Source organism: Pseudorhodobacter sp. W20_MBD10_FR17 (genome assembly GCF_052119765.1).
Lineage (GTDB): Bacteria > Pseudomonadota > Alphaproteobacteria > Rhodobacterales > Rhodobacteraceae > Pseudorhodobacter.
Map to the genome: position 1 here is coordinate 20576 of NZ_JBGQOQ010000016.1, position 23856 is coordinate 44431.

The 23856-nt window shown below is 58.0% G+C and carries 24 protein-coding genes; 10 read left to right on the top strand and 14 right to left on the bottom strand.

Annotated elements, in window-relative coordinates:
• Window positions 1–23: 23 nt before the first annotated feature.
• Window positions 24–3473, bottom strand: coding sequence for a bifunctional proline dehydrogenase/L-glutamate gamma-semialdehyde dehydrogenase PutA (gene putA / locus ACEN2J_RS12015; protein WP_442106121.1), 3450 nt, complete (start codon window positions 3471–3473; stop codon window positions 24–26).
• 104 nt (window positions 3474–3577) lie between these two features.
• Between putA and ACEN2J_RS12020 the strand changes: the two genes are divergently transcribed.
• A complete protein-coding gene (locus ACEN2J_RS12020; RefSeq protein ID WP_442106123.1) occupies window positions 3578–4042 on the top strand; it encodes an Lrp/AsnC family transcriptional regulator in 465 nt (154 codons plus the stop codon).
• Here ACEN2J_RS12020 and ACEN2J_RS12025 read toward each other — a convergent pair.
• The 10 genes from ACEN2J_RS12025 to ACEN2J_RS12070 all read right to left on the bottom strand — a co-directional run bounded on the left by ACEN2J_RS12025 (window position 4039) and on the right by ACEN2J_RS12070 (window position 12889).
• Window positions 4039–5202, bottom strand: a complete 1164-nt coding sequence (locus tag ACEN2J_RS12025; RefSeq protein ID WP_442106124.1) for an acetyl-CoA C-acyltransferase — start codon at window positions 5200–5202, stop codon at window positions 4039–4041. The two genes, ACEN2J_RS12020 and ACEN2J_RS12025, sit on opposite strands and share 4 nt — an antisense overlap.
• Window positions 5136–6293, bottom strand: coding sequence for an AMP-binding protein (locus ACEN2J_RS12030; RefSeq protein WP_442106126.1), 1158 nt, complete (start codon window positions 6291–6293; stop codon window positions 5136–5138). The genes ACEN2J_RS12025 and ACEN2J_RS12030 overlap by 67 nt, the downstream gene beginning before the upstream one ends.
• Window positions 6294–6367: 74 nt before the next feature.
• Window positions 6368–7156: an inositol monophosphatase family protein gene (locus ACEN2J_RS12035; RefSeq protein ID WP_442106127.1), complete on the bottom strand. Its 789-nt coding sequence runs from the start codon at window positions 7154–7156 to the stop codon at window positions 6368–6370.
• A 200-nt stretch (window positions 7157–7356) separates the two neighbouring features.
• Window positions 7357–7899, bottom strand: coding sequence for a biotin transporter BioY (locus ACEN2J_RS12040; protein ID WP_442106129.1), 543 nt, complete (start codon window positions 7897–7899; stop codon window positions 7357–7359).
• Window positions 7900–7917: 18 nt separating this feature from the next.
• Complete coding sequence (locus ACEN2J_RS12045; RefSeq protein ID WP_442106130.1) at window positions 7918–8514, bottom strand: energy-coupling factor transporter transmembrane component T family protein; 597 nt, start codon at window positions 8512–8514, stop codon at window positions 7918–7920.
• Window positions 8489–9229: an energy-coupling factor ABC transporter ATP-binding protein gene (locus ACEN2J_RS12050; RefSeq protein ID WP_442106131.1), complete on the bottom strand. Its 741-nt coding sequence runs from the start codon at window positions 9227–9229 to the stop codon at window positions 8489–8491. Before ACEN2J_RS12050 ends, ACEN2J_RS12045 begins: the two co-directional genes overlap by 26 nt.
• 154 nt (window positions 9230–9383) lie before the next feature.
• On the bottom strand, window positions 9384–9644 hold the full coding sequence (locus ACEN2J_RS12055; protein ID WP_442106133.1) for a glycine zipper 2TM domain-containing protein: 261 nt from the start codon (window positions 9642–9644) through the stop codon (window positions 9384–9386).
• A 140-nt stretch (window positions 9645–9784) separates the two neighbouring features.
• Window positions 9785–11062, bottom strand: a complete 1278-nt coding sequence (locus ACEN2J_RS12060; protein WP_442106135.1) for a 4-aminobutyrate--2-oxoglutarate transaminase — start codon at window positions 11060–11062, stop codon at window positions 9785–9787.
• Between the two features lie 201 nt (window positions 11063–11263).
• Window positions 11264–11674, bottom strand: coding sequence for a hypothetical protein (locus ACEN2J_RS12065; RefSeq protein WP_442106137.1), 411 nt, complete (start codon window positions 11672–11674; stop codon window positions 11264–11266).
• 12 nt (window positions 11675–11686) lie between these two features.
• Window positions 11687–12889 (bottom strand): pyridoxal phosphate-dependent aminotransferase, encoded by a 1203-nt coding sequence (locus ACEN2J_RS12070; protein WP_442106138.1) that lies wholly within the window; start codon window positions 12887–12889, stop codon window positions 11687–11689.
• A gap of 122 nt (window positions 12890–13011) precedes the next feature.
• Here ACEN2J_RS12070 and ACEN2J_RS12075 point away from each other — a divergent pair, with 122 nt between their 5' ends.
• From ACEN2J_RS12075 to ACEN2J_RS12085, 3 genes are all read left to right on the top strand, one after another.
• On the top strand, window positions 13012–13407 hold the full coding sequence (locus tag ACEN2J_RS12075) for a helix-turn-helix domain-containing protein (RefSeq protein WP_442106140.1): 396 nt from the start codon (window positions 13012–13014) through the stop codon (window positions 13405–13407).
• A 47-nt stretch (window positions 13408–13454) separates the two neighbouring features.
• The gene (locus tag ACEN2J_RS12080; protein WP_442106211.1) at window positions 13455–13691 is read left to right on the top strand and encodes a succinate dehydrogenase assembly factor 2; all 237 of its coding nucleotides are present in this window, start codon (window positions 13455–13457) and stop codon (window positions 13689–13691) included.
• A 107-nt stretch (window positions 13692–13798) separates the two neighbouring features.
• Complete coding sequence (locus ACEN2J_RS12085) at window positions 13799–14296, top strand: MarR family winged helix-turn-helix transcriptional regulator (RefSeq protein WP_442106142.1); 498 nt, start codon at window positions 13799–13801, stop codon at window positions 14294–14296.
• A gap of 4 nt (window positions 14297–14300) precedes the next feature.
• On the opposite strand, the gene ACEN2J_RS12090 is transcribed toward ACEN2J_RS12085, so the two are convergent.
• The 3 genes from ACEN2J_RS12090 to ACEN2J_RS12100 form a co-directional block, all read right to left on the bottom strand.
• Window positions 14301–16370: a capsular polysaccharide biosynthesis protein gene (locus ACEN2J_RS12090; protein ID WP_442106144.1), complete on the bottom strand. Its 2070-nt coding sequence runs from the start codon at window positions 16368–16370 to the stop codon at window positions 14301–14303.
• On the bottom strand, window positions 16367–17479 hold the full coding sequence (locus ACEN2J_RS12095; protein ID WP_442106146.1) for a polysaccharide biosynthesis/export family protein: 1113 nt from the start codon (window positions 17477–17479) through the stop codon (window positions 16367–16369). The genes ACEN2J_RS12090 and ACEN2J_RS12095 overlap by 4 nt, the downstream gene beginning before the upstream one ends.
• Before the next feature lie 122 nt (window positions 17480–17601).
• Window positions 17602–18891 (bottom strand): capsule biosynthesis protein, encoded by a 1290-nt coding sequence (locus tag ACEN2J_RS12100; RefSeq protein ID WP_442106148.1) that lies wholly within the window; start codon window positions 18889–18891, stop codon window positions 17602–17604.
• A gap of 179 nt (window positions 18892–19070) precedes the next feature.
• Here ACEN2J_RS12100 and ACEN2J_RS12105 point away from each other — a divergent pair, with 179 nt between their 5' ends.
• The 6 genes from ACEN2J_RS12105 (at window position 19071) to phnE (ACEN2J_RS12130) (ending at window position 23844) form a co-directional block, all read left to right on the top strand.
• Window positions 19071–19673, top strand: coding sequence for a riboflavin synthase (locus ACEN2J_RS12105; RefSeq protein ID WP_442106149.1), 603 nt, complete (start codon window positions 19071–19073; stop codon window positions 19671–19673).
• 11 nt (window positions 19674–19684) lie between these two features.
• Window positions 19685–20227: a hypothetical protein gene (locus ACEN2J_RS12110; RefSeq protein WP_442106150.1), complete on the top strand. Its 543-nt coding sequence runs from the start codon at window positions 19685–19687 to the stop codon at window positions 20225–20227.
• A 166-nt stretch (window positions 20228–20393) separates the two neighbouring features.
• Window positions 20394–21341 (top strand): phosphate/phosphite/phosphonate ABC transporter substrate-binding protein, encoded by a 948-nt coding sequence (gene phnD, locus ACEN2J_RS12115; protein WP_442106152.1) that lies wholly within the window; start codon window positions 20394–20396, stop codon window positions 21339–21341.
• Between the two features lie 66 nt (window positions 21342–21407).
• A complete protein-coding gene (gene phnC, locus ACEN2J_RS12120) occupies window positions 21408–22229 on the top strand; it encodes a phosphonate ABC transporter ATP-binding protein (protein ID WP_442106153.1) in 822 nt (273 codons plus the stop codon).
• Complete coding sequence (gene phnE / locus ACEN2J_RS12125; protein ID WP_442106154.1) at window positions 22226–23026, top strand: phosphonate ABC transporter, permease protein PhnE; 801 nt, start codon at window positions 22226–22228, stop codon at window positions 23024–23026. The genes phnC and phnE (ACEN2J_RS12125) overlap by 4 nt, the downstream gene beginning before the upstream one ends.
• The gene (gene phnE / locus ACEN2J_RS12130; protein WP_442106156.1) at window positions 23023–23844 is read left to right on the top strand and encodes a phosphonate ABC transporter, permease protein PhnE; all 822 of its coding nucleotides are present in this window, start codon (window positions 23023–23025) and stop codon (window positions 23842–23844) included. The genes phnE (ACEN2J_RS12125) and phnE (ACEN2J_RS12130) overlap by 4 nt, the downstream gene beginning before the upstream one ends.
• Window positions 23845–23856 lie beyond the last annotated feature (12 nt).

Consider the following 23856-nt stretch of genomic DNA (forward strand, 5'->3'; position numbering starts at 1 on the left):
CGCGTTCAAGCGTCAAGCCTGTTTCACGCTTCGCCCATTTCCGCCAACAGTTGCGCGTTCCCGCCCGAGGCCGTCGTATCCACGCAAACGTGCCGCTCGAGCCGCACATGAGCCGCGTCAGGCAAGCCGCCGATCAGTGGCAGAATCGCCCCTTTTCGTGCCGCTAATGCCTTTGCATAGGCGCGGCCTTGGTCCTGATCGCCCCACCAAAGCGCGCCCGAAAACCCGTTCAGACGTGTCAATGCTTCGGCGGCCAAACAAGGTGCCTCAACCGCTTCGCCGCCAAATGCCCGCACCGCCTCGGCCTGCGCTAGCGCTTGTTCACGGCTTGGCCCAAGGCACAGCAACGGTTCGCGTGCAAAGGCCGACAGCCGGTTGCTCTCGCCCGTTGGCCCCGGCAAATCCTGCACATGAATTGCACGGCGCGGTGTGGCTTCGGCCTGCAAGGCCTTTTCTACATCGGCCGCAACGCAATCGCCAACCGTCCCGTCCATGACTGGCGCGTCCAGTTGCATAAACCGCACCAAGTAATCCGGCCCACCCGCCTTTGGTCCAGTGCCAGAAAGACCTTCGCCGCCAAAGGGTTGGCTGCCGACAACCGCGCCAATTTGGTTGCGGTTCACATAGGTGTTGCCAGCGCAAATCTGCGCCACAACCCGCTCTACCCGGTCATCAATCCGGCTGTGCAGGCCAAAGGTCAGCCCGTAGCCCATCGCATTTACATCGGCGATCACCTTGTTCAACCCTCCCGCCTTCCAAGGCGCGATATGCAGAACGGGGCCAAAAATCTCACGCGGCATCTCGGCAATGCCGTTCACCGCGATCACGGTTGGCGCAATAAATGTGCCGCCTGCAGGCACTACACCTTCCTTCAGCACCCGCCCTTCGGCGCGCGCGGCCTCAATATAGGCGCGAATACCCTCCTGTGCCTTGGTGTCAATCACCGGCCCCACATCGGTTAGCAAATTCCACGGGTTTCCGGCCTCTAGATCATCCATCGCACCGAATAACATTTCCTTAACGGTATCGGCGATATCATCCTGCAAATATAAACACCGCAGCGCCGAACACCGCTGCCCCGCCGATTGGAAACTTGATGCCAACACATCGCGCACCGCCTGCTCGGGCAGGGCCGTGCTATCAACGACCATTGCGTTCAAGCCACCCGTTTCCGCGATCAGCGGCGCGGTTGGGTCCATATGGTCTGCCATAGTGCGGCGAATTCGCTGGGCGGTTTCGGTCGATCCGGTAAAGCACACGCCGTTCACGCGGGCATCGCCGGTGATCGCCGCGCCAACAACTACGCCTTCCCCCGGCAGCAGTTGCAAGGCCGTTACCGGCACCCCCGCTTTATGCAGCAATTCAACGGCAAAGGCCGCAATCAATCCTGTCTGCTCGGCAGGCTTGGCCAGCACGGCATTGCCTGCGGCAAGCGCCGCGGCGATCTGGCCCGAGAAAATAGCCAATGGAAAATTCCATGGGCTGATGCAGGTAAACACGCCGCGTGCAGGGGCCGTAGCAGCCTCACCCTGATCTGCATAATAGCGTAAAAAATCAACAGCTTCGCGCAGCTCTCCTACCGCGTCCAGCAAGGTTTTACCCGCCTCGCGCGCCAAAAGTGCGAAGATCCGGCCAAACTCGGCCTCGTACAAATCGGCGGCGCGGCGCAGCACTTGCGCCCGCTGTGCCGGTGCCGCATCCCACGGGCACGCGGCTGTCAATGCCGTTTCTATATCGGGGGCCGAGGCGGGCAGCACATGCCCCACCACATCGCCCGTCGCAGGGTTGGTCACAGCCCAGCGTTTGCCGCCTGCAACCGGCCCGGCCAGCATTGGCCGTGCCTCAAACAAGGTGGTGGCAAATGGTGCGCGCATGGCCTCAATCGCGGCCAAATCGCCGCTATCAGTCAGATCCCAGCCTTGCGAATTCTGGCGCTGCCCGAACAATCGTGGCCCTGTCCGCAGTATCTGGCTTTCCACCGGAACCATCGCTTCCATCGCATTCATAGGGCAGGCGGCAACCTCTTCTGGCGGCACGGCCTCATCTACAATCTGGTTCACAAAACTGCTGTTCGCGCCATTTTCCAGCAAGCGCCGCACCAAATAGGCCAGCAAATCGCGGTGTGCCCCCACGGGCGCATAAATCCGGCAGCGGGTGCCGTGGCCTTCCAAAACGATGTCATGCAAACGCTCGCCCATGCCATGCAGGCGCTGGAATTCAAAGGCGCGTTTGTCGGTTGCCATGTCCAAAATAGCGGCCACGGTATGCGCGTTATGGGTGGCAAATTGCGGGTAAATCCGGTCCGTCATGCCCAACAGCTTTTTGGCATTGGCCATATAAGACACGTCGGTCGCCTGTTTGCGGGTGAACACGGGGAAGCTTTCCAACCCCATCACCTGCGCGCGTTTCACCTCGGCATCCCAATAGGCGCCTTTAACCAAACGGACCATGATCTTGCGGTCCAAGCGTTCTGCAACCCCGTAAAGCCAGTCAATCACTGCACCTGCGCGGCGACCATACGCCTGCACAACCACGCCGAAACCATCCCAGTCTTTCAAGGCTTTATCGGCCAAAACGGCCTCAATCACTTGCAAAGACAGCGCCAGTCGGTCGGCCTCTTCGGCGTCAATGTTAAAGCCCAAACCTGCGGCGCGTGCCAATCCGGCAAGGGCGCGGACACGCGGCACCAACTCTTCCATAACCCGCTCACGCTTGGCGACCTCATAGCGCGGATGCAGTGCGGACAGTTTTACCGAAATGCCAGGGTTGTCGCGGATATCTTTCGACTTTGCAGCCTTGGCAATGGCAGTAATCGCCGCCGTATAGGCCAGATGATAGCGGCGGGCATCAGCCTCGGTTCGTGCAGCCTCGCCCAGCATATCATAGGAATAGGTGAAACCCTTGGCCTCGAGATCGCGGGCGCGTTTCATTGCGGCGTCAATGGTTTCGCCCAAAACGAACTGCTTGCCCATTTCCTTCATCGCGCGTGAAACAGCGGTGCGGATTACAGGTTCACCTAGACGTTTTACCGCGCCGCGCAGGCTGGCCACCACGCTTGGCTTGCGCTCATCCAGCACACGGCCCGTTAGCATCAAGGCCCAAGTCGATGCGTTGACGAGCGAGGACGCTGAATGGCCTAGGTGCTTGCCCCAATTGCTGGGCGCTATCTTATCCTCGATCAGCGCGTCCATTGTGTCGGCATCCGGCACCCGCAACAGCGCTTCGGCAAGGCACATCAGCGCGATGCCCTCATCCGTCGACAGCCCGTATTCAGCGAGGAAAACCTCCATCAAGCCGGGCTTGGCGCTGGCGCGGATCGCGCGTACCAAATCAGCGCCCGAGGCGGCAATGCGCGCGCGGTCATCAGGGCTTAAACCTGCCTCGGCTATCAACGCGCGGACCAGTTCGGCCTCACCTCGCAAAGCATCACGGTCAACGATCGTCCAAGCAGTTTCAAGGGAATCACGGGGCATGGGCAAGCTCTCCTATTTCCAATATCATAGACGTGAATCAAAAGTCATTCGTCCCGATTTATGGTAATAGGCAGACGTTTTGGCTGATTGTATAGGGATTGTTGATGTCATTAGAGCCATTAGATCTTGATCGCTTTGATTTGGCGATTTTGCGGGTGCTTGCTGCCGAAGGCCGGATCAGTGCAACCGAACTGGCCCGCCGTATCGGCCTGTCGAAATCGCCAACACAAGCGCGAATGAAGCGGCTTGAGGAAAGTGGTGTGATCACCGCCTATCGCGCGCAATTGGACCCGATCAAGATGGGGCAGGCGCATGTCGCCTTTGTCGAGGTGCGCCTGTCGGACACGCGTGAGGCGGCGCTGCAAGCCTTTAACAAGGCCGTTCTGGTAATCACGGAAGTTGAGGAATGCCATATGATGGCCAGCCGGTTCGATTACCTTCTAAAGGTGCGGACGGGCGATATTCAGGAATATCGACGTGTGCTGGGTGAACGGATTTCATCTTTGCCACATGTCGCCTCTACCTCGACCCATGTGGCAATGGAGGCGGTGAAAGAAGCTGGGGCTTAAGCCTCGAGGATTAAGGCCGACCCAATACCGCCTGCCGCCGCAATGGCCGCAAGGCCTTGCCCGCGTTGCATATCTGCAAACAGCCGGGCGACCAATATGGCCCCCGAGGCCCCGACCGGATGCCCGCGCGCCAAAGCACCGCCGCCGATGTTCACCGTTGCAGGATCTAGCCCCGCGCCTTGAATACAGGCAATGGCCTGCACTGCATATGCCTCCATAATCTCTGAACGGTCTGGCATCTGAAGGGCGATCGGGCGGGGGGAAAGAACCCGGGCAATCGCCCCTAAAGGGGCAAGCCCCGGTTCTTGGGGGGCCGCACCAAGGGTTGCGCCGGCCTTGATATGCAGGGCGCGGGCGGCCAGTTTGGCAATACGTTCGGACACGACAAGGCAAAATGCGGCACCATCTGCAGCCACTGCTGCATTTGCCGCCGTTATTGTGCCGGTGATGCTGTGTGTGATGACCTTGGCCCGTGTCGCAAGCGCCGGCGTCATTGCCCGTGTGAACCCGTCACGCACAGCGCCATGCATTGGTACAATCTCGGTATGTGTTGCGGCCATTGCTTTTGCATGGGATGCCACGGCAAACGCATCTTGTACCGCGCGGGAAATGCCAAGCCGTTGCGCCAAGCTATCGGCGGCCTCATGCATCAATGGGTCACGGTTTGGCCAAGGCGTAAAGGGGGGCGCATCATAGGCCACGGCAGGCCCGCCGTCAGGGTCGGTGCGCAGCCGCATTGGCCTGCGGGAATAGCTTTCAGCACCACCTGCTAGCACGACCTCGGCCGCGCCGCTCTCGATCAGCGCGCGGGCCAAGATCACCGCATCCAACCCGCCCGCACATTGCCGATCAATGCTAAGACCTGCCACGCGCTCGGGCAGTTCTGCGGCCAGCGCAGCCACCCGCGCAGGGTTGCCGCCAGCGCCCAAAGCGTTTGACAAGATGACCTCATCTACGCAGCCCGCCTCTAGTCCTGCATCAGTCAAGCAGGCCAGCATCACGGAGGCGGCCAAATCATGCACCGTAAGGCGTGCAAACGCGCCGCCGACCGGCATCACAGGTGTTCTGCGCGCGGCGATGATGAACGCGCGGCTCATGTTTTGGCCAAAGCGGCCAGATCGGCCTTGCCCGATGCCAATACTGGCCAATCGCTGCGCCACTGCACACGCCTTGGCGCAATCAGCGCCCCGAACTGCGCCCGCAAAGCGGTTAATATCTCCGCCTCATTTCCCGACCCCATCAGAACCGCCTCTAAAACTTGGCCGCGCAAGCCATCGGCCCGCGGCAGCACCGCCGCCCGCAATATGCCGGGAAGCCCCAGCAAGAACAGCTCTATCGCTTCGGGATAGGCGTTTTGCCCCGCGATCGTTACCATCCGGTCTATACGTCCGCGCAGCACCAATTGCCCGTTCTCCATCGTGCCAATCTCGCCCAGCCCCAACCACCCATCCTGCCACGTGGCGACACCTGCGTCGGCGCTGGCATAGCCCTGAAACAGATAAGGGCTACGCACCCAAATCCGGCCGTCGGCGGCATGCCCCGCAGGGCCACCAATCCCGATTTCAACCCCCGGATAGGCCCGCCCGACCGAATATTCCGGCGTCTCGTCATCGGCCAAAGTGATAAAGCTCGCCTCTGCAGCGCCATAAAACTCGCGCACTTGCGCCGTGGGACACATCTCTCTTAGCGCCGCCCGCAAGCCGGTATCAAGTTTGGCGCCACCGACCAGCACAAAGCGCACCGCAGGCAAAACAGCTCCCCCAGCCTCGGCCAAAAGCTGCAATTGTGCAGGTGCCGCCCAAATCACCTGAACGCCGCGCGCGCGCAACGCGGCCCATTGGCGATCTGGTCGTGCCCCGTCCATCACATGCAGCTCGGCCCCAAGGGTGATCGCCTCAATCGCGCCGTATAAGGACAAAGATTGCACCAAGCGCCCCAGCACGGCCACCCGCACCCCAGACCCAATGCCGAACAGACCCGCATTGACGGCAAAACTATGCCGCCATGACGCAAAACTCCGCGCAATTCGTCGCGGCGCGCCCGTGCTGCCCGATGTCAAAGTTTCAAACCCTACGGTCGGGGCAGGGGCGGCCTCGGCGCCAATGCGAAACGGGCCGCCAGAAAATGCATGCCCCAGCGCCAAGGCTGTCGGCCTGTCAGAGCAAACCCCTGAAACGAGAAAAGGGCGCGGCAATGCCACACCCTTTCCATCATAAACACGCGCATCAGGATGCCAATGAAACCCGTCCATCTGTCACCCCCATGACACAAAAGCTATTTCATCGTGGCCCAAATACCTGAAACCGGCATCGGCCAAACCGTGCCTTACTCGCCGCGAATAACCTTGCGAAAGCCTTCAAACAGCGGCTCGTTACAGGCAACGATCGAGCCCTTTACCAAAGGATCATCACCCTCGCGAATCGCCGAGACCATACCGCCGGCCTCGCGCACCATCACGATGCCTGCCGCGATATCCCAAGGCTCCACACCGCGCGCCCAATAGCCGTCAAACCGGCCCGCTGCCACATAGGCCATGTTCAACGCGGCCGATCCCCAGCTGCGCACGCCAGCTGTCACGGGCGAAACCCGTGCCAAATCTTGCAAAGTTGCGGGCAGGGTGCCTTTGCCGCCAAACGGCACAGCAGTGGCAAAAATACTCTCAATCATCGAGCGCCGCCCCGAAACCCGCAAGCGGCTTTCGTTCATCCACGCGCCGCCACCTTTTTCGGCCCAAAACATCTCATCCTTGGCGGCGTCAAAGATCACACCGGCAACAATTTCGCCCTTATGTTCCAGCGCGATCGAGATCGCCCAATGCGGCAAGCCGTGCAAAAAGTTGGTTGTGCCGTCGAGCGGGTCGACAATCCAGCGGCGTGTCGGGTCTGCGCCTTCGGTCTCTTTGCTTTCTTCGCCCAAAAAGCCGTAGGTCGGACGGTCGCCCAGCAACGCTTCGCGCAGCATCCTTTCGGCTTCGCGGTCGGCGCGGGTCACAAAATCCCCCGGCCCTTTGCTTGACACCTGAAGGTTTTCCACCTCGCGGAAATCCTTGACCAAAGCCCGCCCTACTTTACGGGCGGCTTTCTTCATCAGGTTTAGGTTCGCGCTGCCTTGCATGCCATCGGCTCCATTCGGGTAAGGCCAAAGCCTATACGCGCGGCCCGCGCCAATGCCAAGGGCAGAAGCCAAGCCACATCATTTTTCCGGCAGGTGATTGCGCCAAAGCGGCCTGCGCGCGACCAAACTCATCGGTGCGGCAGGCCCGTTATGCCCTGACTCTTCACGAGGCGCGGCCTCATAATCCGCCAATAGACAGGCTATCCCCGCGACAAAACGGCCTCAGGCCGCAGTTTCGCAAGCCCTTGGGTGATAAAACCGGCCATGCCAGCCTTAATCAAATCGCCCGGAATATAGGCGCCAACCAGCAAGGATGCCGCAGGCCAGCTTTTGCCCAAAACCAGCGCCATACCGGTGATGCCGAACAGATATAGCACCACAACCCCGCCAATCAAAGCGCCGCCAAAAGCAGCGACCACAATCGCGGCACGAGTCTTTTCAACGACCAAACCAGCGACAAAAGCAGCCACTGGAAAGCCGATCACAAAGCCAACTGTCGGGCTTGAAAACACGCCCAAACCACCGCGCCCACCGCTGAGCAGTGGCAACCCAAGCGCCACCAGCCCGATAAACAAAAGCACTGCAAGGCCGCCGCGTTTTGCCCCTAAAACCGTGCCGCACAGCATCACGCCAAGGCTTTGCGCCGTGATTGGCACACCACTGGCAAGGCTGATTTGTGGCACCAAGCCAAGAACCGCGATCAGCGCCGCAAACAGCGCGATATAGGTGACATTCTTTTCCATCAATTTCGTTCCATTCTGTCAAAGCCCACCACGGGCCCGTATTGCCTCTGCCACTCGGTCCGCATCATCCAGCGCCATCAGGCTGATTGGCAGCACGATCCGCCAGTTCACCCGCCGCGCCGATCGCGCCCGCCATGCCTGCCCTAACTGCCCTGCCTTGTCCATCAAAACAGGCGTAAACCGGATCACCAAAGCTATCGCCACAGCCAAAACGCGGGGCTGCATACCAAAGCGTGCCAAGGGGGCGGCGGAGCGTTCGACCACTGCAATCATATCATCCAGCCGCGTTGTCATCGTCACCAGATTTGCCAGTGCCACCGCAACCAACATGCGGCCGCCAATCAGCAGCCCCGCCGCCCATTCGCCCAGCCAAAGATGCCACAGCCCTAGCACCAGAAAAAATGGCCAAAGCGGGCGCAGCATCGCGGCGCCAAACCGAGCAAAGCCGATCCCAAAGCTGAGGTACAGCAACGCCAGCCCAGCCCCTGCCGCAAAAACCAGCCACGGGTTTTGCAAGCTGAATAGCCCCACGCTTGCCACCGCCAGCGCCGCCAGCTTTACGCCAGCCGAAACCCGATGCAGCGGCGTTTCAAAGGGTGAGGTCAGTGTCAGCATCAACGTCCCCCAACCGCGTCATCTCATCCGTAAACTGGGCAACAATCGGCCCGACAGGCCCATCCGCGCGCAAACGCCCGTCCTCCAGCCAGATCACACGGTCATATCCTGCCAAGGCTTTGGGGTCATGTGTGATTAGAATCAAACGTTGCGGCAGGCTTGCCAAGGTACGGTCCAGCCGTGCTTGGGTTGGCAGATCAAGGCCGGCAAAGGGTTCATCCAGCAAGATTGTGCCGGGCTGCATCGCAAGCACAGCCAGCAAACACAAGAAATGCCGCTGGCCTTGGGACAGCGCGGTCACCGGCTGGGCCACCCAATGGCTGCGGCCATGTCGGGCCAGAAGGGCCTGAACTTGCACAGTCGCCGCAGCTTTATCCAGCCCTTGTTGGCGCAGCCCAAAGGCAAGCTCTTCGCCCACGGTAGGGAAAATGATCTGATGATCGGGGTTCTGAAACAAAATCCCGATGCGTGCCAACATCGCCTTTCGGTCGGATGCGGGGGCAAGACCGCCCACCTTTACACTGCCTGTTGTAGGGGCGATCAGCCCAGCCACCAACCGCAGAAACGTAGATTTCCCCGAACCGTTGCGCCCGATAATCCCGATGCGCTGTTCGGTCAAATGCAGGGTTAGACCGCCAAGGATTTGTCGACCCGCCACCGCAAAGCTGGCATCCGTTAGGGTAATACTGCTGTCATCGGGCAAAGGGCTGGGCATGAACTCTCGGGCAATCAGGGTTTTGACGCGCTTCTAGCGGGTTCACGCAGGGCTGCCAAGCCAACAGAAAAAAGCCGGATCGCCCATGGTGATGGGCGTCCGGCCAGTTGGGACACAGGGGGGAAGTGTCGACAGGTAAGGTCGTCAGTCGTGATTAGCAGGCGGCGATGAACCGCTCGCCACGGCTGTTGCGGTAGTAGCAATTTTGATTGCCCGGAGCTGTGCCGATCAGCGTAGACGCAGCAACACCCGCAGCGGCCCCCAAGGCGACGCCCGTCAGGCGGTCATCCTTACTGGAAACGGCGGCACCAAGAACCCCACCCGCAACAGCACCTGCGGCGGCGTTTTGGTTTGCAGTTTGGCAGCCTGCAAGGCTGAGTGCAGCAATAGGGACGATGAATAGCAGCTTGTTCATGATAACCTCGCGTTATGTTGTTTCGCTGGGTTAACCTGCGTAGGGGCAAAACGGTTCCAATCTTATTTGCATTTTTGCAGGCGTAAAACGGGCATAAAAAAAGGGGCCGCAAAGGCCCCCTTTTCAAACACTTATAGCCTTTAGACTTTGCGCGCGGCCGCGACAGAGGCCTCAAGGATGTCCATCGCCTCGGCGAAATGATCATCCGGAATAGTGATCGGCGCAAGAAAGCGGATGACGTTGCCGTAAACGCCACAGGTCAACAAAATCAGATTGCGCTTTAGCGCCTCTTGCCGAACGCGGTTGGTGAAATCGGCGTCTGGTTCCATCGTGTTGGGGTTGCCAAATTCAACGGCGACCATAAAGCCGGGGCCGCGAATATCAATCACCTCGGGGGTGATTGAGCGAATCGCCTCTAGCTTTTGGCGCAGGCGGCTGCCCAACTCATTCGCGCGGTCGCAAAGCTGTTCTTCTTCGATCACGTCAAGCACGGCATTCGCAGCTGCGATGCCCAATGGGTTGCCCGCATAGGTGCCACCCAAGCCGCCGGGGCGTGCGGCATCCATCAGGTCGGCGCGGCCGGTGACGGCTGCCAATGGCAAACCACCAGCAAGGCCTTTGGCCATACAGGTCATATCGGCAGCCACATCATAGCCGTCCATCGCAAACATCGTGCCAGTACGGGCAAAGCCGGTCTGAACTTCATCGGCGATCATGATGATTCCATGCTCGTTGCAAAACGCCCGCAGGCTGCGCAGCAAATCTGGCGGCGCGGGGTAAAAGCCGCCTTCGCCTTGGACAGGTTCAAAGATGATTGCGGCCACGCGGTCAGGGTCCAGATCGGATTTGAACAGCTTGTTCAGGGACGACATGGCATCGGCGGTCGAAATGCCATGCACATCTTGCGGAAAGGGCACATGGTAAACGTCGGGCATCATAGCGCCAAAGCCCTTTTTGTAAGGCTCGACCTTGCCGGTCAGCGACATGCCCATAAAGGTACGGCCATGGAACGCACCACCAAAGGCGATGATTGCAGGGCGGCCAGTGGCAATACGCGCAACTTTGATCGCGTTTTCAACGGCTTCTGCACCTGTGGTCACAAAGATGGTTTTCTTTGGGAAATCGCCGGGGACCAATTCGTTCAGGCGCTCGGCCAAACGGACATAGGGCTCATAAGGCAAAACCTGATGGCAGGTGTGGGTGAAACGGCCCAACTGCTCGGTCACGGCCGCCATTACCTTGGGGTGGCAATGGCCGGTGTTTACCACCGCGATCCCCGCCGCAAAGTCGATATAACGGTTGCCCTCGATATCCCAGATTTCCGAGTTCAGCGCGCGTTCGGCAAAGATCTGGGTCAACATACCCACACCGCGCGAAATCGCATCATCCCGGCGCTTGGCCACTTCTGCATTCAACATTGTCGTCACCCCGAGTTAAGATAAAGGGATTTGACATTTTTTTAGGTGCCGCTTCAACCGGTCTTTATTGCATAGTGGGCGGTGTTAGCGGTAGCATCTATCGATCTCGAAGAAAACCTCGCCATTCCACCAAACGGCGGTGTATTCTGCTGTGTATTTGCCCTCAGGCTAGAATATTCGTAGAATATTCGGGGTGATTGGTCAGGTCACGTCGCCTTTCATCAGCCGATCAGCCTTTTTGCGCACCAAAACCGACCGCAAGTCGTGCATCGCCAGCAGCAATGTGTCGGTCACTTGGTCAAGTTGTGCATCACTTGCACGGGTTTGCACCCATTGCGCCGTTAGGTTCATGTGGTCGATGGCGCGCAAAATATCGTCCACCTCGCGCGCGGCCAGCTGATGCGCGCGTTCGTCGATCCAGACTTGGATTTCTTTAATATCTTCGGGGGTTAGTTTGCGTTCGCCATGGGGTTTTACCTCCCCATTGCGAATGTTGATGGTGGCGATCTGATCCATTTCGATGCGGCGTTGGCGGTTTTCGGTATCAACCCGAAACACCAACGCCCCGTTTTCACGGATTCGAAAATAATAGTCCGGCAGATCGCCAGCCATAATGCCCCCTAATTACACCAAACCAGCGCAGAACGCCTGAATCCGCGTGCAGGCCTCTTTCAGCGCCGCGTCCGATGTAGCGTAGCTGACGCGGAAGTTTGGCGAAAGCCCGAACGCCGCGCCAAACACCACCGCAACGCCGGTTTCTTCCAGCAAGGCTGTAGCAAACACTTCGTCATCGGTAATCTTGGTGCCTGCCGCGCTGGTTTTGCCGATGCAGCCCGCAATATCGGGATAGACGTAAAACGCACCTTCGGGCTTGGGGCAGGTGATGCCTTTGGCGTCATTCAACATGCCAACCACCAAATCGCGGCGGCGTTGGAACAAGGCTTTGTTTTCGGTCAAAAACTCCTGCGGGCCAGTCAGCCCTTCGAGTGCCGCATATTGGCTGATCGAACACGGGTTCGAGGTGGATTGCGACTGGATCGTGCTCATCGCCTTAATCAGCGCCACAGGGCCTGCGGCATAGCCTATGCGCCAACCGGTCATCGCATAGGCCTTGGACACGCCGTTACAGGTCAGCGTGCGGTCATAAAGGCCGGGCTCAATCTGCGCGGGGGTGCAGAATTCGAAATCATCAAACACAAGGTGTTCGTACATGTCGTCAGACATCACCCAAACATGCGGGTGGCGCATCAACACATCGGTCAGCGCCTTCAACTCTGCGCGGGTATAGCCTGCACCCGTGGGGTTGGACGGCGAGTTAAAGATAAACCACTTTGTTTTCGGCGTGATCGCCGCCTCAAGCTGTTCTGGTTGCAGTTTGAAATCGGTCTCAATCCCTGCTGCCACAGCAACAGGTGTGCCACCCGCCAGCAGCACCATATCGGGGTAGGAAACCCAGTACGGCGCGGGGATAATCACCTCATCGCCCGGATTGCAGGTCGCCATCAGCGCGTTATACAAAATCTGTTTGCCGCCCGTGCCAACCGACACTTGGTTCGGCGCGTATTTCAGGCCGTTTTCCCGCTCAAACTTGGCGCAAATCGCCTTTTTCAGCTCGGGGATGCCATCGACGGCGGTGTATTTGGTTTTGCCCGAATCAATCGCCGCCTTTGCCGCGTCTTTGATGTTTTGCGGCGTGTCAAAATCCGGCTCGCCTGCGCCAAGCCCGATGACGTCCTTGCCAGCGGCTTTCAGCTCATTGGCTTTGGTGGTCACGGCAATGGTTGGCGATGGTTTTACACGGGCGAGGGTATCGGACAAAAAGGCCATAATAGGCTCCGGTTCGGTGGGGGCGTTTTGCCGCCGGCGCCCCGGTTTGTACTTGGCGGCAGTTTGTCTTAGGTTGCACAGCAACTGCGATCAAGCACTAAGCATGCATTAGGAGACGATCAATGCCCGATATGGACCAATCTGAGTGGTATAGCGCAGAGGCGGCAACTTTTGGCGACCGTTTGGCCGCCGCGCGTGAGGCGGCTAGCCTGACGCCCGAGGCGCTTGCGCGCAAGCTGGGGGTGAAATTGGCAACAATTCAAAATTGGGAAAATGATCATTCCGAACCGCGCGCGAATAAATTGCAAATGCTGTCGGGTTTGCTAAATGTTTCAATGCGTTGGATGCTGACAGGTGAAGGCGACGGGGTAGAGGCTCCGGTGCCTGCGACGAACGACGATCTGCAAAAAGCATTGGCCGATCTGGCACGGATGCGGGCGCAGGCGCTTGCTTTGTCGCAAGATATGGGACATTTGGAGAAACGGTTGCGTGGTTTGATGCGTGAGGTTGTGCTGTGATCGAATCCCCTGTTGAAAATGAAAGCGCTGAAGCACGCCTGAAGCGTATGAAAATGCGGTCTTGGCGGCGTGGCACCAAGGAAATGGATATGATTCTTGGGCCCTATGCCGATGCGCATTTGGCGGGTATGGCCGCTGAACGGCTTGCGCTTTATGATCAATTGCTGCGCGAAAATGATCAGGATTTATTGCCTTGGGTGCTGGGGCAGGGGGCCGCGCCCGCAGTGCTGAGCGAACTGATCGCCGAGATCGGGCAGTTTGCCCGCACACGCCTACTCCGCTGATCGAGGCTAGGTTTTCAATAAATTCGTGATGAAACTGGCGCGAGTTTACGGAATGTTTTTGTTTTGTGCCGATTCTGCCTAGATCAAATTCCTGGGCGGAGACGGCAATGACACTACATACAAATCTACTGGACGGGTCGCAAAAAGCGCTCATGGCCAGTTATCTCGAAAGCCTTGCACTGGTTGAACGTCTTCACCGTTTGCTGCTTGATGTTGTAAAAGATGAGTTTGAGCGCGTGGGCGTGCTCGAAATAAACTCGGTTCAGGCGCTGCTGTTGTTCAATATCGGCGAGAATGAGGTCACCGCAGGTGAGCTGAAATCGCGTGGCTATTATCAAGGCTCGAACGTTAGTTATAACCTGAAAAAATTGGTCGAACTTGGCTATATGCACCATCAACGGTCAGAGATTGATCGTCGTTCGGTGCGGGTGCGATTGACTGCAAAAGGCCGAGAGGTGCGAGTTTTGTTGAACGAACTCTTCGCGCGCCATACCGAAGGGTTTGAGGCGCGCGGAATCATCAATGCGGCAGGCATGGAAGATATCAATCAATCCCTGAAACGGATGGAGCGCTATTGGACCGACCAGATTCGTTATATTTACTAGTCGCTTAACGCCAAAGCGCGGCATAGCTTGCAAACCGCCCTTGCAATTTTGCAAGCAGGCGGTTGCCAAGGCCGTGGCGGGGAATGTCACCGCTTTGCAGCCGCGAAAGGGCAATTTCCGGCGGGCAAGGCAGGGTGCTGACCGGATCATAATAGCGCGGATAGGCAATCAGCGTGGCGTGAACCAACCCTTCAAGGCTGGGCCGGAACCGGGCTGTGCCATCTGGGTGCTGCAATCGTCGTATGGGGATTGGGCCAAGGTCATTGGTCAGGCCCCATCCGGCATAAAACGGCGCGCCAAGGCAGGTTACGGGCTTGCCGCGAATAAGGGCTTCAAACCCGAGTAGAGAGGTCATGGTCCAAACCGCATCCACCGCGTCCAAAAGCGCCACTGGATCGGCATTTTCGGCAACATGCTGTACCAAGGGTGCCAAAATAGCCGGATCAATTCTCCCCGGACGCAAACCCGCTTCGACATCGGGGTGCGGTTTATAGATCAGCACAGCACGAGGGTTTGCGGCACGAACGGCCTGAATAAGGCCGAGGTTGGTGCAGACCTTGCCCGCGCCCAGCCGAATAGAGGCATCATCTTGGACTTGGCCGGGGATAAGAATGCGGTACCCCGCTGGAAGGTGGGGCAAGGCCGCACCGCCAAGATTGTATTTTGACAGCCGGTTTTGCAGGATCGTTTCAATCAAACTGAGCGCGCGCGCGTCTCCACCGGGCGTGCTTGGGCAGGAAATAAGGCGTTCCAACCGGCTTTCGCGGCTCGGGTCATAATAGATCCCCAGATCATCGGCGACGAGACTGAGGGGGGGCACCAAGTCGGCCCCCAACCCGCGCGAGCGTAAAAAACCATCTTCAACCCGTCTGATGGGGCCAAAAGCTGCGGACTTCGCGGCAAAATCGGCAGGCTCTTTGCCTGCCCAAACCAACAGGCCTTTGCCGCTTTTCTTCGCCTGTGCCAAAGCCGCGTCTGGATTTTCGACAAAGCGCAACGGCGTGTAGCGACCAAAGACGTTTTGCAGCCGTCCGCGTTTCCAAACACGCATTCCAAAGGCAATATGCCCCGCGTGATCTTCGCGGTAGGCGCGTGTCTCGGCCTCGAGTTGGTCTACCGCCTGTTCAAAGCTGCACAGCTGGTCTTGGCAGGGGTCATACCATGTGGGGGCCAGGATCATCGCGGCGGCAAAAAGTTGTTCGGCGGTCAAGCGGCGGCTACGGCGTGGTGAGGCAATTTCATCGTCGGAAAGCCCCCAACCGGCATAAAAGGGCAGGCCAAAGACACGTGGACGGTGGCCAGCGACTATCGCTTCGAATCCCATTTGTGACGAAACGGTATAGACAGCTGCTGCCCCACCAAGCAGCGCCCAAGGCGAGAGAGGGGCAGTGAGTATTATATGGTTGGCATCAGGGCCGAAATGACCGGCACGTAACCCGAGATTGGTTTCAGGATGGGTCTTGATGACGATCCTTTTGCCGGGATGCTCGGCCTTGGCTGCGGCTAACATACGCTCAAATACACCTTTGGTCGCACCAGAGAACTGCAGCGACGCATCCCCTTTGGTTTGATCGATCACCAGAATATACCCAGGTTCGGGGGAAGCATGGCCCGACTGGTGAATATTGTATTTTGATAAGTCGAGTGCTTTTAAGCGGGCAATTCCTGCAGTCGCACGTGCCAAAAGGTTTGAATTGTTTAAGTCTGCGGTGGTAAGTATGGTTTCCAATTGGGACGGGCCACTGCCATCAAAATGTACCCCGACAGGGTCGATCATGAGGCCAAGAGGCGCATCGCCGCTGCGGCCAGGGCGGACCGATCGCAAAAAGGCATCCTCGACTCTGACCAGCTGCGCCTCTCGCCATTTTGCGATTTTTTCACCACGCCATGCAAAAGGGCTGCGGCCCCAAACGGCGACGCTATCGCCGCGCGCGGGCAAGCCGAGGGTCAAATCATACCCCGCGAGGTGCAAGATGCGCCGCAAGCGGGCCGCCCGTGCAAACCCTGCGTTGAAATAGAAAAGCCGCCGGGGTGCTACCCCGGCGGCTTTGGAGGACGAGACGTTTGCCGTCATAGGCCTACGTTTGAAGACGCAGAGGATATGTTTGATGCTGCGCTTGCTGATCCTGAAACGGCAGTGATGGTTTTCTGCCATTGCACAAACGGTGCCTCGGTGACGTAGACAGTGTCGCCATCTCGGATCAAGAAATCGCGCGCCTCAAACATACCGGTTGGTTGCGTGAGGTCGAGGACGTAAACCATCCGTTGATCGCCCGTCAGGTCAGAGCGGCCAAGGACTGAATTGGCAATCTCGGCGGGTTCATTGCGGAACACGAAAACACCTGTCGGATCGGCGAGCGACGTGTTCAAGCCACCAACTTGGGCAATCGCCTCAATCGCGGACAAGGTTTGGGTTTCAAACGGCACGCGGTTTTGTGTACCTGTCGCCCCCAAGGCGACAAAAGCGCGGGTGTCTTTTTCAACAACGATGCGATCCCCTGCCCGCAAAGCGATATCAAGGGAAGGGTTGGAATACAGGTCTTCGAGCCAGATTTTTCCGGTTCGGCTGCCGCGGGTTACGCGCACAATGGCAACGGCAGGCTCAATCGCTACGCCGCCGGCCCGTGCGATCATCGCTGTGAGGGTGCGGGTCGGGCGCTCGATCGGAAAGACACCTTGGCCGCCAACCATTCCCGAAACTGAAACGGTAGACCCATCGCCAGCGACACGCTGTACGGTGACCTGTGGATCAGGCGTCTGCGTATCAAGCTTGCGCGTTATCGCGCCACGCAGGCCTTCGGGGGTTTGGCCCGCGGCCTTTATGCGGCCAGCATATGGGATAAAGATATAGCCCGAGCCATCGACCTGCACTTGGTCCAACACGGAAACGCGCTGGCCTGTGTTGCCCAGCAGCGGATCGTCTTTGACGTTTTCAAATACCGATAGCGCCAAGGTATCACCGGGCGAAATCGTATCCGACCCAACGACGCCCGCGTTGCGGAAATCTGACCCAAAGCCAAGTGCTGGGGTGACAGCGGTGGCACGCGTGACGCGGCTGTTGACCGAGACGATGAATGCATCGCCGTCTTTCAATACAGAACCCGCAAATATTTCTTTTTTGGTTGGGCCAGAGCGCGGCAGGCTGCAAGCTGCCAGAGCCACCAAAATAGTGATAAGGGCCAATCTCTTGGCCCCTTTTGATACCGATAGTTTCACTGCCCGGGCTCCTTTTTTGGATATTGCCTCAGAATTTTTTTACAACTCTACAGATGCACAGCATAAAATTCCAGCATTCCAGCGCTTTATCAGTTCACGATGCGCAACTGTTGCCTTGGTGCCGCGCTTCCCTTGGTTAGTGCGTCATAGGGATCATCGGCTAACAGCATCATATCTACTACCTGTCGTAGCAGCTCGCGTCTGCCACGCGAGGAGTAGAAGCCGCCGGGCACTTGGCTGGTTTCCAACAGGTAATGCCGATAATCACGATACGCACGGCTGTCGGGGCGTGTTGGGCATGAAAAAAACGCATCAAGCGGCTGAGAAGACACGAATTCGGGCTTGGCATAAACGGCTGCACCGAAAACTTTTAGCGGAAGGCCACGCCAAAGCACCTGTTGCGCGGCGGTTGAATTTACTGTCACGGCCGAGCGCGCGTGGTTTAGCAATGCAGCCAGTTTACCGCCGCGCACAAAATGCACGCGGCCTGTTACACCATGCAATTTCGCCAAACGGTGAATTTCTGATGCCACGGGAACACGACCATCCTCTAGCGGATGTGCCTTGAATACGAGGTGGTGATGGGGGGCGGCACCTTTGGCAAAGCCTTCCGTCACCAGAGCCAGAAACTCGGTCATCGTGGAAAACGGCGAGTGCATTTGAAAGCTGCTGTCATGTTCTAATTGTAATAGCACAAGGTGGTAGGGAAAGCCGCCGTGTTTGATGCGAAAACTGGCCAGCATCCGCTCCCAACGGTGAAACGGCAGTAGCACCAGCCGCCTGCAATACAGCAAAAACTCTTGCCTGACCGTTAGCGCGCGGTGTGGGCGATAACCGCGATAATCCCAAAACCCGATCATCACAAACCAATGATAGAGTGCACCCCAAAACATATGTTGCCGCATGTCGCCCCAGCGGGCCGGGGCATCGGGCAGGTCCATATCCGACTGCGCAAGGTCGGTTTGCATCTGCGCCAGCGTTAAATCCATCAGCCGTGAGTTGCCGTTAGATCCGCCCCTCTCATACGTTACCCAATGCGGGCGCATGTAGCCTTCCTCAAACACATGGACAGTGATCCCTGCTTTTTGCGCAAGTTTCACGGCATCGGCGTGCAAAGGGCGGGTATCGCCATAAAGGACGATATCGGTGATACGCAATCGTTCTATCAGGGCGGAAAAGGAGAGCGGCCAGTCTTGGCTGCTGCCTTTGTAGGGAATGTAGTTGGCGGTATTGGGCCAGAACGCACGGTCCCCACGGTTAAACCCTACGCGCCACACTTCGGCCCCGGATTGCGCCAGCATTTTGCCCAACTGCCCAAAGAAAGGCCCGTGCGGCCCCTGAAGCAACAAAAAACGACGATTTTTACCCGATATGCGCATTGCAACCCTTTTTGCCTTTCCAAAGTATTTATCGCGCCGCGTAAAGCGAAATTTTCATACAGATGTTCGCAGACGATACAATCTAAAGGTAAAGACGGACTAAATTGATGCTGGCACCTGCGGGCTTGCAAGGGCTGCGTCCTGCGGCTAGGCCTTGGGGATGAACAAGGGGATAGGCTATGTTTACGGGCATCGTTACAGATATTGGCAAGGTGTTGGAGCTGGACCAACAGGGTGATCTGCGCGCGCGGATTGGCACGGGCTATGATGTTGCAGGCATTGATATCGGCGCGTCCATCGCCTGTGAAGGGGTTTGCCTGACGGTGATCGCGCTGGGCCGCAGCCCGCAAAACTGGTTCGACGTGCAAATCAGCGCGGAATCTGTCGGCAAAACCAATATTGGCGGCTGGGCGCTGGGCAAACGCCTGAACCTTGAACGTGCGCTGAAAGTCGGGGATGAGCTGGGCGGCCATATCGTTTCGGGCCATGTTGACGGGGTGGCCGAGGTTGTTGGCTTGCGCCGCGAGGGCGATAGCGCCCGCGTGATCTTTCGTGCGCCGCATGCGCTGGCAGGGTTTATCGCGCCCAAAGGGTCGGTTGCGCTGAATGGTACATCCTTGACGGTGAATGAGGTTGATGGAGTCGATTTTGGCATCAACTTTATCCCGCATACGCAGGCTGCGACCACTTGGGGCGATGTGGCGCTGGGCGACCGTGTTAATCTGGAAATTGATACGATGGCGCGCTATGTGGCGCGGCTGCGCGACTGGGCGGCGCAGTGACAGGGCGGGCTGTGATTGGTCACAATCAGGGCCCCACGATGGAGCCGGGGGCCGCATGGCGTACCCATTGTTGGGGCGCTGCGCGTAAGGCGCTGTTGCCGCATTTTCCGATTGAGGTGCTGCGCGGGCGGCTGCGGCGGGCGGATGAACTGGGGCTTGATTACCGCACCTATGCGGGCATCCGTGCCACCACGGGCCGTGATATTATCGCAGTTTTATTCTCCTCTAACGCGTTAGAGCTGCACAAGGGGCAGATGCAGGTTCGCCTTGCTGTGCGCCAAAAGCTGGAGGCGATGGCCGCAGATCGGCGCGGGCTTGCCACTGTGCCATTGCAGCCGGATGATTTGCTTGCTGCGGCCCCCTTGGTTGCGGCTTTTGCCGCACCTGCAGCCTTTGCCAGTTTTTCGGCACAGCGTTCGGCCTTGCTGGCGGCATTGGGTAAACTGCCCAGCGATCAGGAGATTCTAGTCGGCGCTTATGGCGCGGAGGCCGAGTGGTGCAGTGCCGCGCGCCTTGCAGGATATGTTCCCGCCTCAGAGGTGTTTTCGCAGTAAGCCTTTGAAATTCAATTATTTGCGTAATTTTTGGGCGATTTGAAAACGCAGTTGTTGACGTAACCCTGTTTTATCGACCAGTCTTAAATTTGTTACAAAAGCGTCACGAAACGATGACGTGCCGGACATAGGGCACTTGTGTCCGACAAAACAAGGGAGACGACCAATGAAACATCTTATGCTTACGGCTGCCGCGATAGTGCTTTGTGCAGGGGCTGCACAGGCCGAATTCGCGCTTGATAGCCGCTATTCTGATGCTGATGGCGATTTGATCGCCGATATCCCAACCGATCCGGCACAGTTGGTTGATCCCGGCACTCTTATTTTTGCCTATACGCCTGTCGAAGACCCCGCCGTTTACGCCGCGGCATGGTCTGATTTTCTGACCCATATGGAAAAAGAGACCGGCAAGAAGGTGCAGTTTTTCCCGGTTGGCAGCAACGCCGCCCAGATTGAGGCAATGCGGGCTGGCCGCTTGCACATCGCAGGCTTTAACACCGGCTCGACGCCTTTGGCCGTGGCCTGCTCGGGGTTCCGGCCCTTTACCATCATGGCCTCCAAAGATGACAATTTTGGCTATGAGATGGAGATTATCACCTATCCCGATTCGGGGATTGATGACGTTCCCGGCATCAAGGGCCATAAAATGGCGTTCACTTCCGAGACCTCAAACTCGGGCTTTAAGGCACCTTCGGCCCTGTTGAAATCGGAGTTCGGCATGGAAGCCGGTCGTGATTTTGAACCTGTGTTTTCGGGCAAGCATGACAACTCTATCCTTGGTGTGGCAAACAAAGACTATGACGCCGCCGCGATTGCCAATTCGGTGAAATCCCGAATGATTGAGCGTGGTGTCGTGCAGGCTGATCAATTCAAAGTGCTGTATACCTCGCAAACCTTTCCAACTACGGCGTTTGGCGTGGCCAACAACCTGTCGGCAGAGTTGCAGGAAAAGATTAAGAATGCGTTCTACGATTTCGATTGGGAAGGCACGACCCTGCAAACCGAGTTTTCAAAGTCGGGCGAAGAAAAGTTTATTCCGATCACGTTCAAGGATAACTGGGCTGTCATTCGCCAGATCGACGAAGCCAACGGCGTTTCTTACGCTTGCCAGTAAGCAATTGAAAACACATTAAAACCGAGGCCATTCTTGGCCTCGGACAGTCTTTTATTGCGGTGCCCCATGCTCAGTGTCGAACATCTGACGAAAACCTATAAGACGGGCGATAAGGCCTTGTCGGACGTGTCCTTTACGGTTGAAAAAGGCCAGGTGGTCGGGCTGATCGGGCCATCGGGCGCGGGGAAATCATCGCTGATCCGCTGTGTGAACCGTTTGGTTGAGCCCAGCTCTGGCGCGATCAAGCTGAACGGAACCGATCTTGTTGGCCTTGGCGTAGGCGATCTGCGCCGTGCGCGCCGCCGCATTGGGATGATTTTTCAGGAATACGCACTGGTTGAACGGCTGACTGTGATGGAGAACGTGCTGTCGGGCCGCTTGGGCTATGTGTCGTTTTGGCAAAGCTTTACAAGGCGTTACCCTGCGACAGATATTGAGCGCGCCTATCGTTTGCTTGACCGCGTTGGTCTGATTGACCATGCCGACAAACGCGCCGATGCGCTGTCGGGTGGGCAGCGGCAGCGGGTCGGGATTGCGCGGGCCTTAAGCCAAGAACCCGAGCTGTTGTTGGTGGATGAACCCACCGCCAGCCTTGACCCCAAAACCAGCCGTCAGATCATGCGGCTGTTGATCGAGATTTGCCAAGAACGCGATTTGCCGGCGATTGTGAACATCCACGATGTCCCGCTGGCCCAACAATTTATGCAGCGGATCATCGGATTGCGTGCGGGCCAAGTGGTGTTTGACGGCACACCTGACCAGCTGACCGAAGATGTGCTGACCACGATTTACGGCGCCGAAGACTGGACCGTGATGCGCCAAGGGGCGCAAGAGGACGAACAGGCCGAACGCGCGGCGGCGCATGAGTTGGCAAGGCTGGGCACATGACCCAGTACCCCACCACATGGACGCGCCCGCCGCAGATTTTCAAGCACCGCGGCTGGCGGATTGGCCTGCAAATCGGCGTGCTGGTTTGGTTTGTGCTGGCCATCGGCAGCATCGACGCAAATTGGGAACGCATCGCCGCCGGAATGGAGCGCGGGATGCGCTTTGTGCAAGGTTTTTTGCAGCCTAATTTCACGTCGCGCTGGTCGGATATTTCAACGGGGCTGATCGAAAGCCTGACGATGACCTTCACCTCGACCATCGTGGGCATCGCGATATCTATTCCCATCGGTATCGGGGCCGCGCGTAACCTTGCCCCGCGCCCCGTTTACTATGTGTGCCGCGCGATCATCGCGGTCAGCCGTGCCTTGCAAGAAATCATTGTGGCGATCTTTTTCGTCGCCATGTTCGGCTTTGGCCCCTTTGCAGGCTTTCTGACGCTCGCCTTTGCCACCATTGGCTTTATCGCCAAGCTGTTGGCCGAAGACATTGAAGACATTGACGAAACTCAAGCCGAGGCGATCCGCGCGACGGGGGCAAGTTGGTGGCAGCTGGTCAACTATGCCGTGCAGCCGCAGGTGATGCCGCGCTTGATCGGGCTGTCGCTGTACCGCTTTGACATTAACTTTCGGGAAAGTGCGGTGATCGGAATTGTCGGCGCGGGCGGCATCGGTGCCACCCTGAACACCGCGATTGACCGCTATGAATATGACAGTGCGGGCGCGATCTTGCTGATCATCATCGGCATCGTTTTGGTGTCTGAATATGGCTCGTCCTACCTACGGAAGTTTTTGCAATGAGCGCCAAAACGCTGAAAGACGGAACCCTGAAAGAGTGGCAGTACCGCACGCCGAAAACCAAGTTGCTGATCTGGGGCTTTTGGCTGTGTACGCTGGCGGGCTTTGTCTATTGCTGGCAGGTGATGACCGAAGACACGATTTGGTATTTTGTGCAGGACGCGCCGCGCCAAGCCGCCGATATTGGTGCGCGGATGTGGCCGCCAAAGCTGTCTTATACGCCCGAACTGATGCGCCCGTTGTGGGATACGCTGAACATGGCCACGTTGGGCACGATATTGGGGGTTGTTCTTGCGGTTCCCGTGGCATTTCTGGCCGCGCGCAACACCACGCCTTCCGCCAAGATCCTGCGGCCAGCGGCGCTGTTTATCATCGTGGCGTCCCGTTCGATCAACTCGCTTATTTGGGCGCTGCTTTTGGTGGCGATCCTTGGGCCGGGGATTTTGGCGGGCATCATCGCCATCGGGTTCCGTTCCGTCGGGTTTGTCGGCAAGCTGCTGTATGAGGCGATTGAGGAAACCGATGTCACCCAGATTGAGGCGATCCGCGCCACTGGCGCCAGCCCGTCACAGGTGCTGAACTATGCCATCGTCCCGCAAATTATGCCTGCGTTTTGGGGGATCTCGGTGTTCCGCTGGGATATCAACATCCGGGAAAGCGCGATTTTGGGTCTGGTCGGGGCAGGGGGCTTGGGGCTAAAGCTGCAAGCATCGCTGAACGTGCTGGCGTGGCCACAGGTGACGATGATCTTGCTGCTTATTCTTGTGACCGTCGTGATCTCGGAATGGGTTTCGGCCAAGGTGCGTACCGCGCTGATTTGACGACTTGGCGCC

Excerpts from the sequence above, each read along its gene's own strand:
- ACEN2J_RS12055 (WP_442106133.1), bottom strand. The coding sequence starts at position 9,644 with ATGAACAAGCTGCTATTCATCGTCCCTATTGCTGCACTCAGCCTTGCA.
- ACEN2J_RS12070 (WP_442106138.1), bottom strand. The coding sequence starts at position 12,889 with ATGGCCTTTTTGTCCGATACCCTCGCCCGTGTAAAACCATCGCCAACC.
- ACEN2J_RS12085 (WP_442106142.1), top strand. The coding sequence starts at position 13,799 with ATGACACTACATACAAATCTACTGGACGGGTCGCAAAAAGCGCTCATG.
- ACEN2J_RS12060 (WP_442106135.1), bottom strand. The coding sequence starts at position 11,062 with ATGTTGAATGCAGAAGTGGCCAAGCGCCGGGATGATGCGATTTCGCGC.
- phnD (WP_442106152.1), top strand. The coding sequence starts at position 20,394 with ATGAAACATCTTATGCTTACGGCTGCCGCGATAGTGCTTTGTGCAGGG.
- ACEN2J_RS12045 (WP_442106130.1), bottom strand. The coding sequence starts at position 8,514 with ATGCTGACACTGACCTCACCCTTTGAAACGCCGCTGCATCGGGTTTCG.
- ACEN2J_RS12040 (WP_442106129.1), bottom strand. The coding sequence starts at position 7,899 with ATGGAAAAGAATGTCACCTATATCGCGCTGTTTGCGGCGCTGATCGCG.
- ACEN2J_RS12100 (WP_442106148.1), bottom strand. The coding sequence starts at position 18,891 with ATGCGCATATCGGGTAAAAATCGTCGTTTTTTGTTGCTTCAGGGGCCG.
- phnE (WP_442106156.1), top strand. The coding sequence starts at position 23,023 with ATGAGCGCCAAAACGCTGAAAGACGGAACCCTGAAAGAGTGGCAGTAC.
- ACEN2J_RS12080 (WP_442106211.1), top strand. The coding sequence starts at position 13,455 with ATGAAAATGCGGTCTTGGCGGCGTGGCACCAAGGAAATGGATATGATT.
- phnE (WP_442106154.1), top strand. The coding sequence starts at position 22,226 with ATGACCCAGTACCCCACCACATGGACGCGCCCGCCGCAGATTTTCAAG.
- ACEN2J_RS12090 (WP_442106144.1), bottom strand. The coding sequence starts at position 16,370 with ATGACGGCAAACGTCTCGTCCTCCAAAGCCGCCGGGGTAGCACCCCGG.
- ACEN2J_RS12030 (WP_442106126.1), bottom strand. The coding sequence starts at position 6,293 with ATGGACGGGTTTCATTGGCATCCTGATGCGCGTGTTTATGATGGAAAG.
- ACEN2J_RS12105 (WP_442106149.1), top strand. The coding sequence starts at position 19,071 with ATGTTTACGGGCATCGTTACAGATATTGGCAAGGTGTTGGAGCTGGAC.
- ACEN2J_RS12075 (WP_442106140.1), top strand. The coding sequence starts at position 13,012 with ATGCCCGATATGGACCAATCTGAGTGGTATAGCGCAGAGGCGGCAACT.
- phnC (WP_442106153.1), top strand. The coding sequence starts at position 21,408 with ATGCTCAGTGTCGAACATCTGACGAAAACCTATAAGACGGGCGATAAG.
- ACEN2J_RS12050 (WP_442106131.1), bottom strand. The coding sequence starts at position 9,229 with ATGCCCAGCCCTTTGCCCGATGACAGCAGTATTACCCTAACGGATGCC.
- ACEN2J_RS12035 (WP_442106127.1), bottom strand. The coding sequence starts at position 7,156 with ATGCAAGGCAGCGCGAACCTAAACCTGATGAAGAAAGCCGCCCGTAAA.
- ACEN2J_RS12065 (WP_442106137.1), bottom strand. The coding sequence starts at position 11,674 with ATGGCTGGCGATCTGCCGGACTATTATTTTCGAATCCGTGAAAACGGG.
- putA (WP_442106121.1), bottom strand. The coding sequence starts at position 3,473 with ATGCCCCGTGATTCCCTTGAAACTGCTTGGACGATCGTTGACCGTGAT.
- ACEN2J_RS12020 (WP_442106123.1), top strand. The coding sequence starts at position 3,578 with ATGTCATTAGAGCCATTAGATCTTGATCGCTTTGATTTGGCGATTTTG.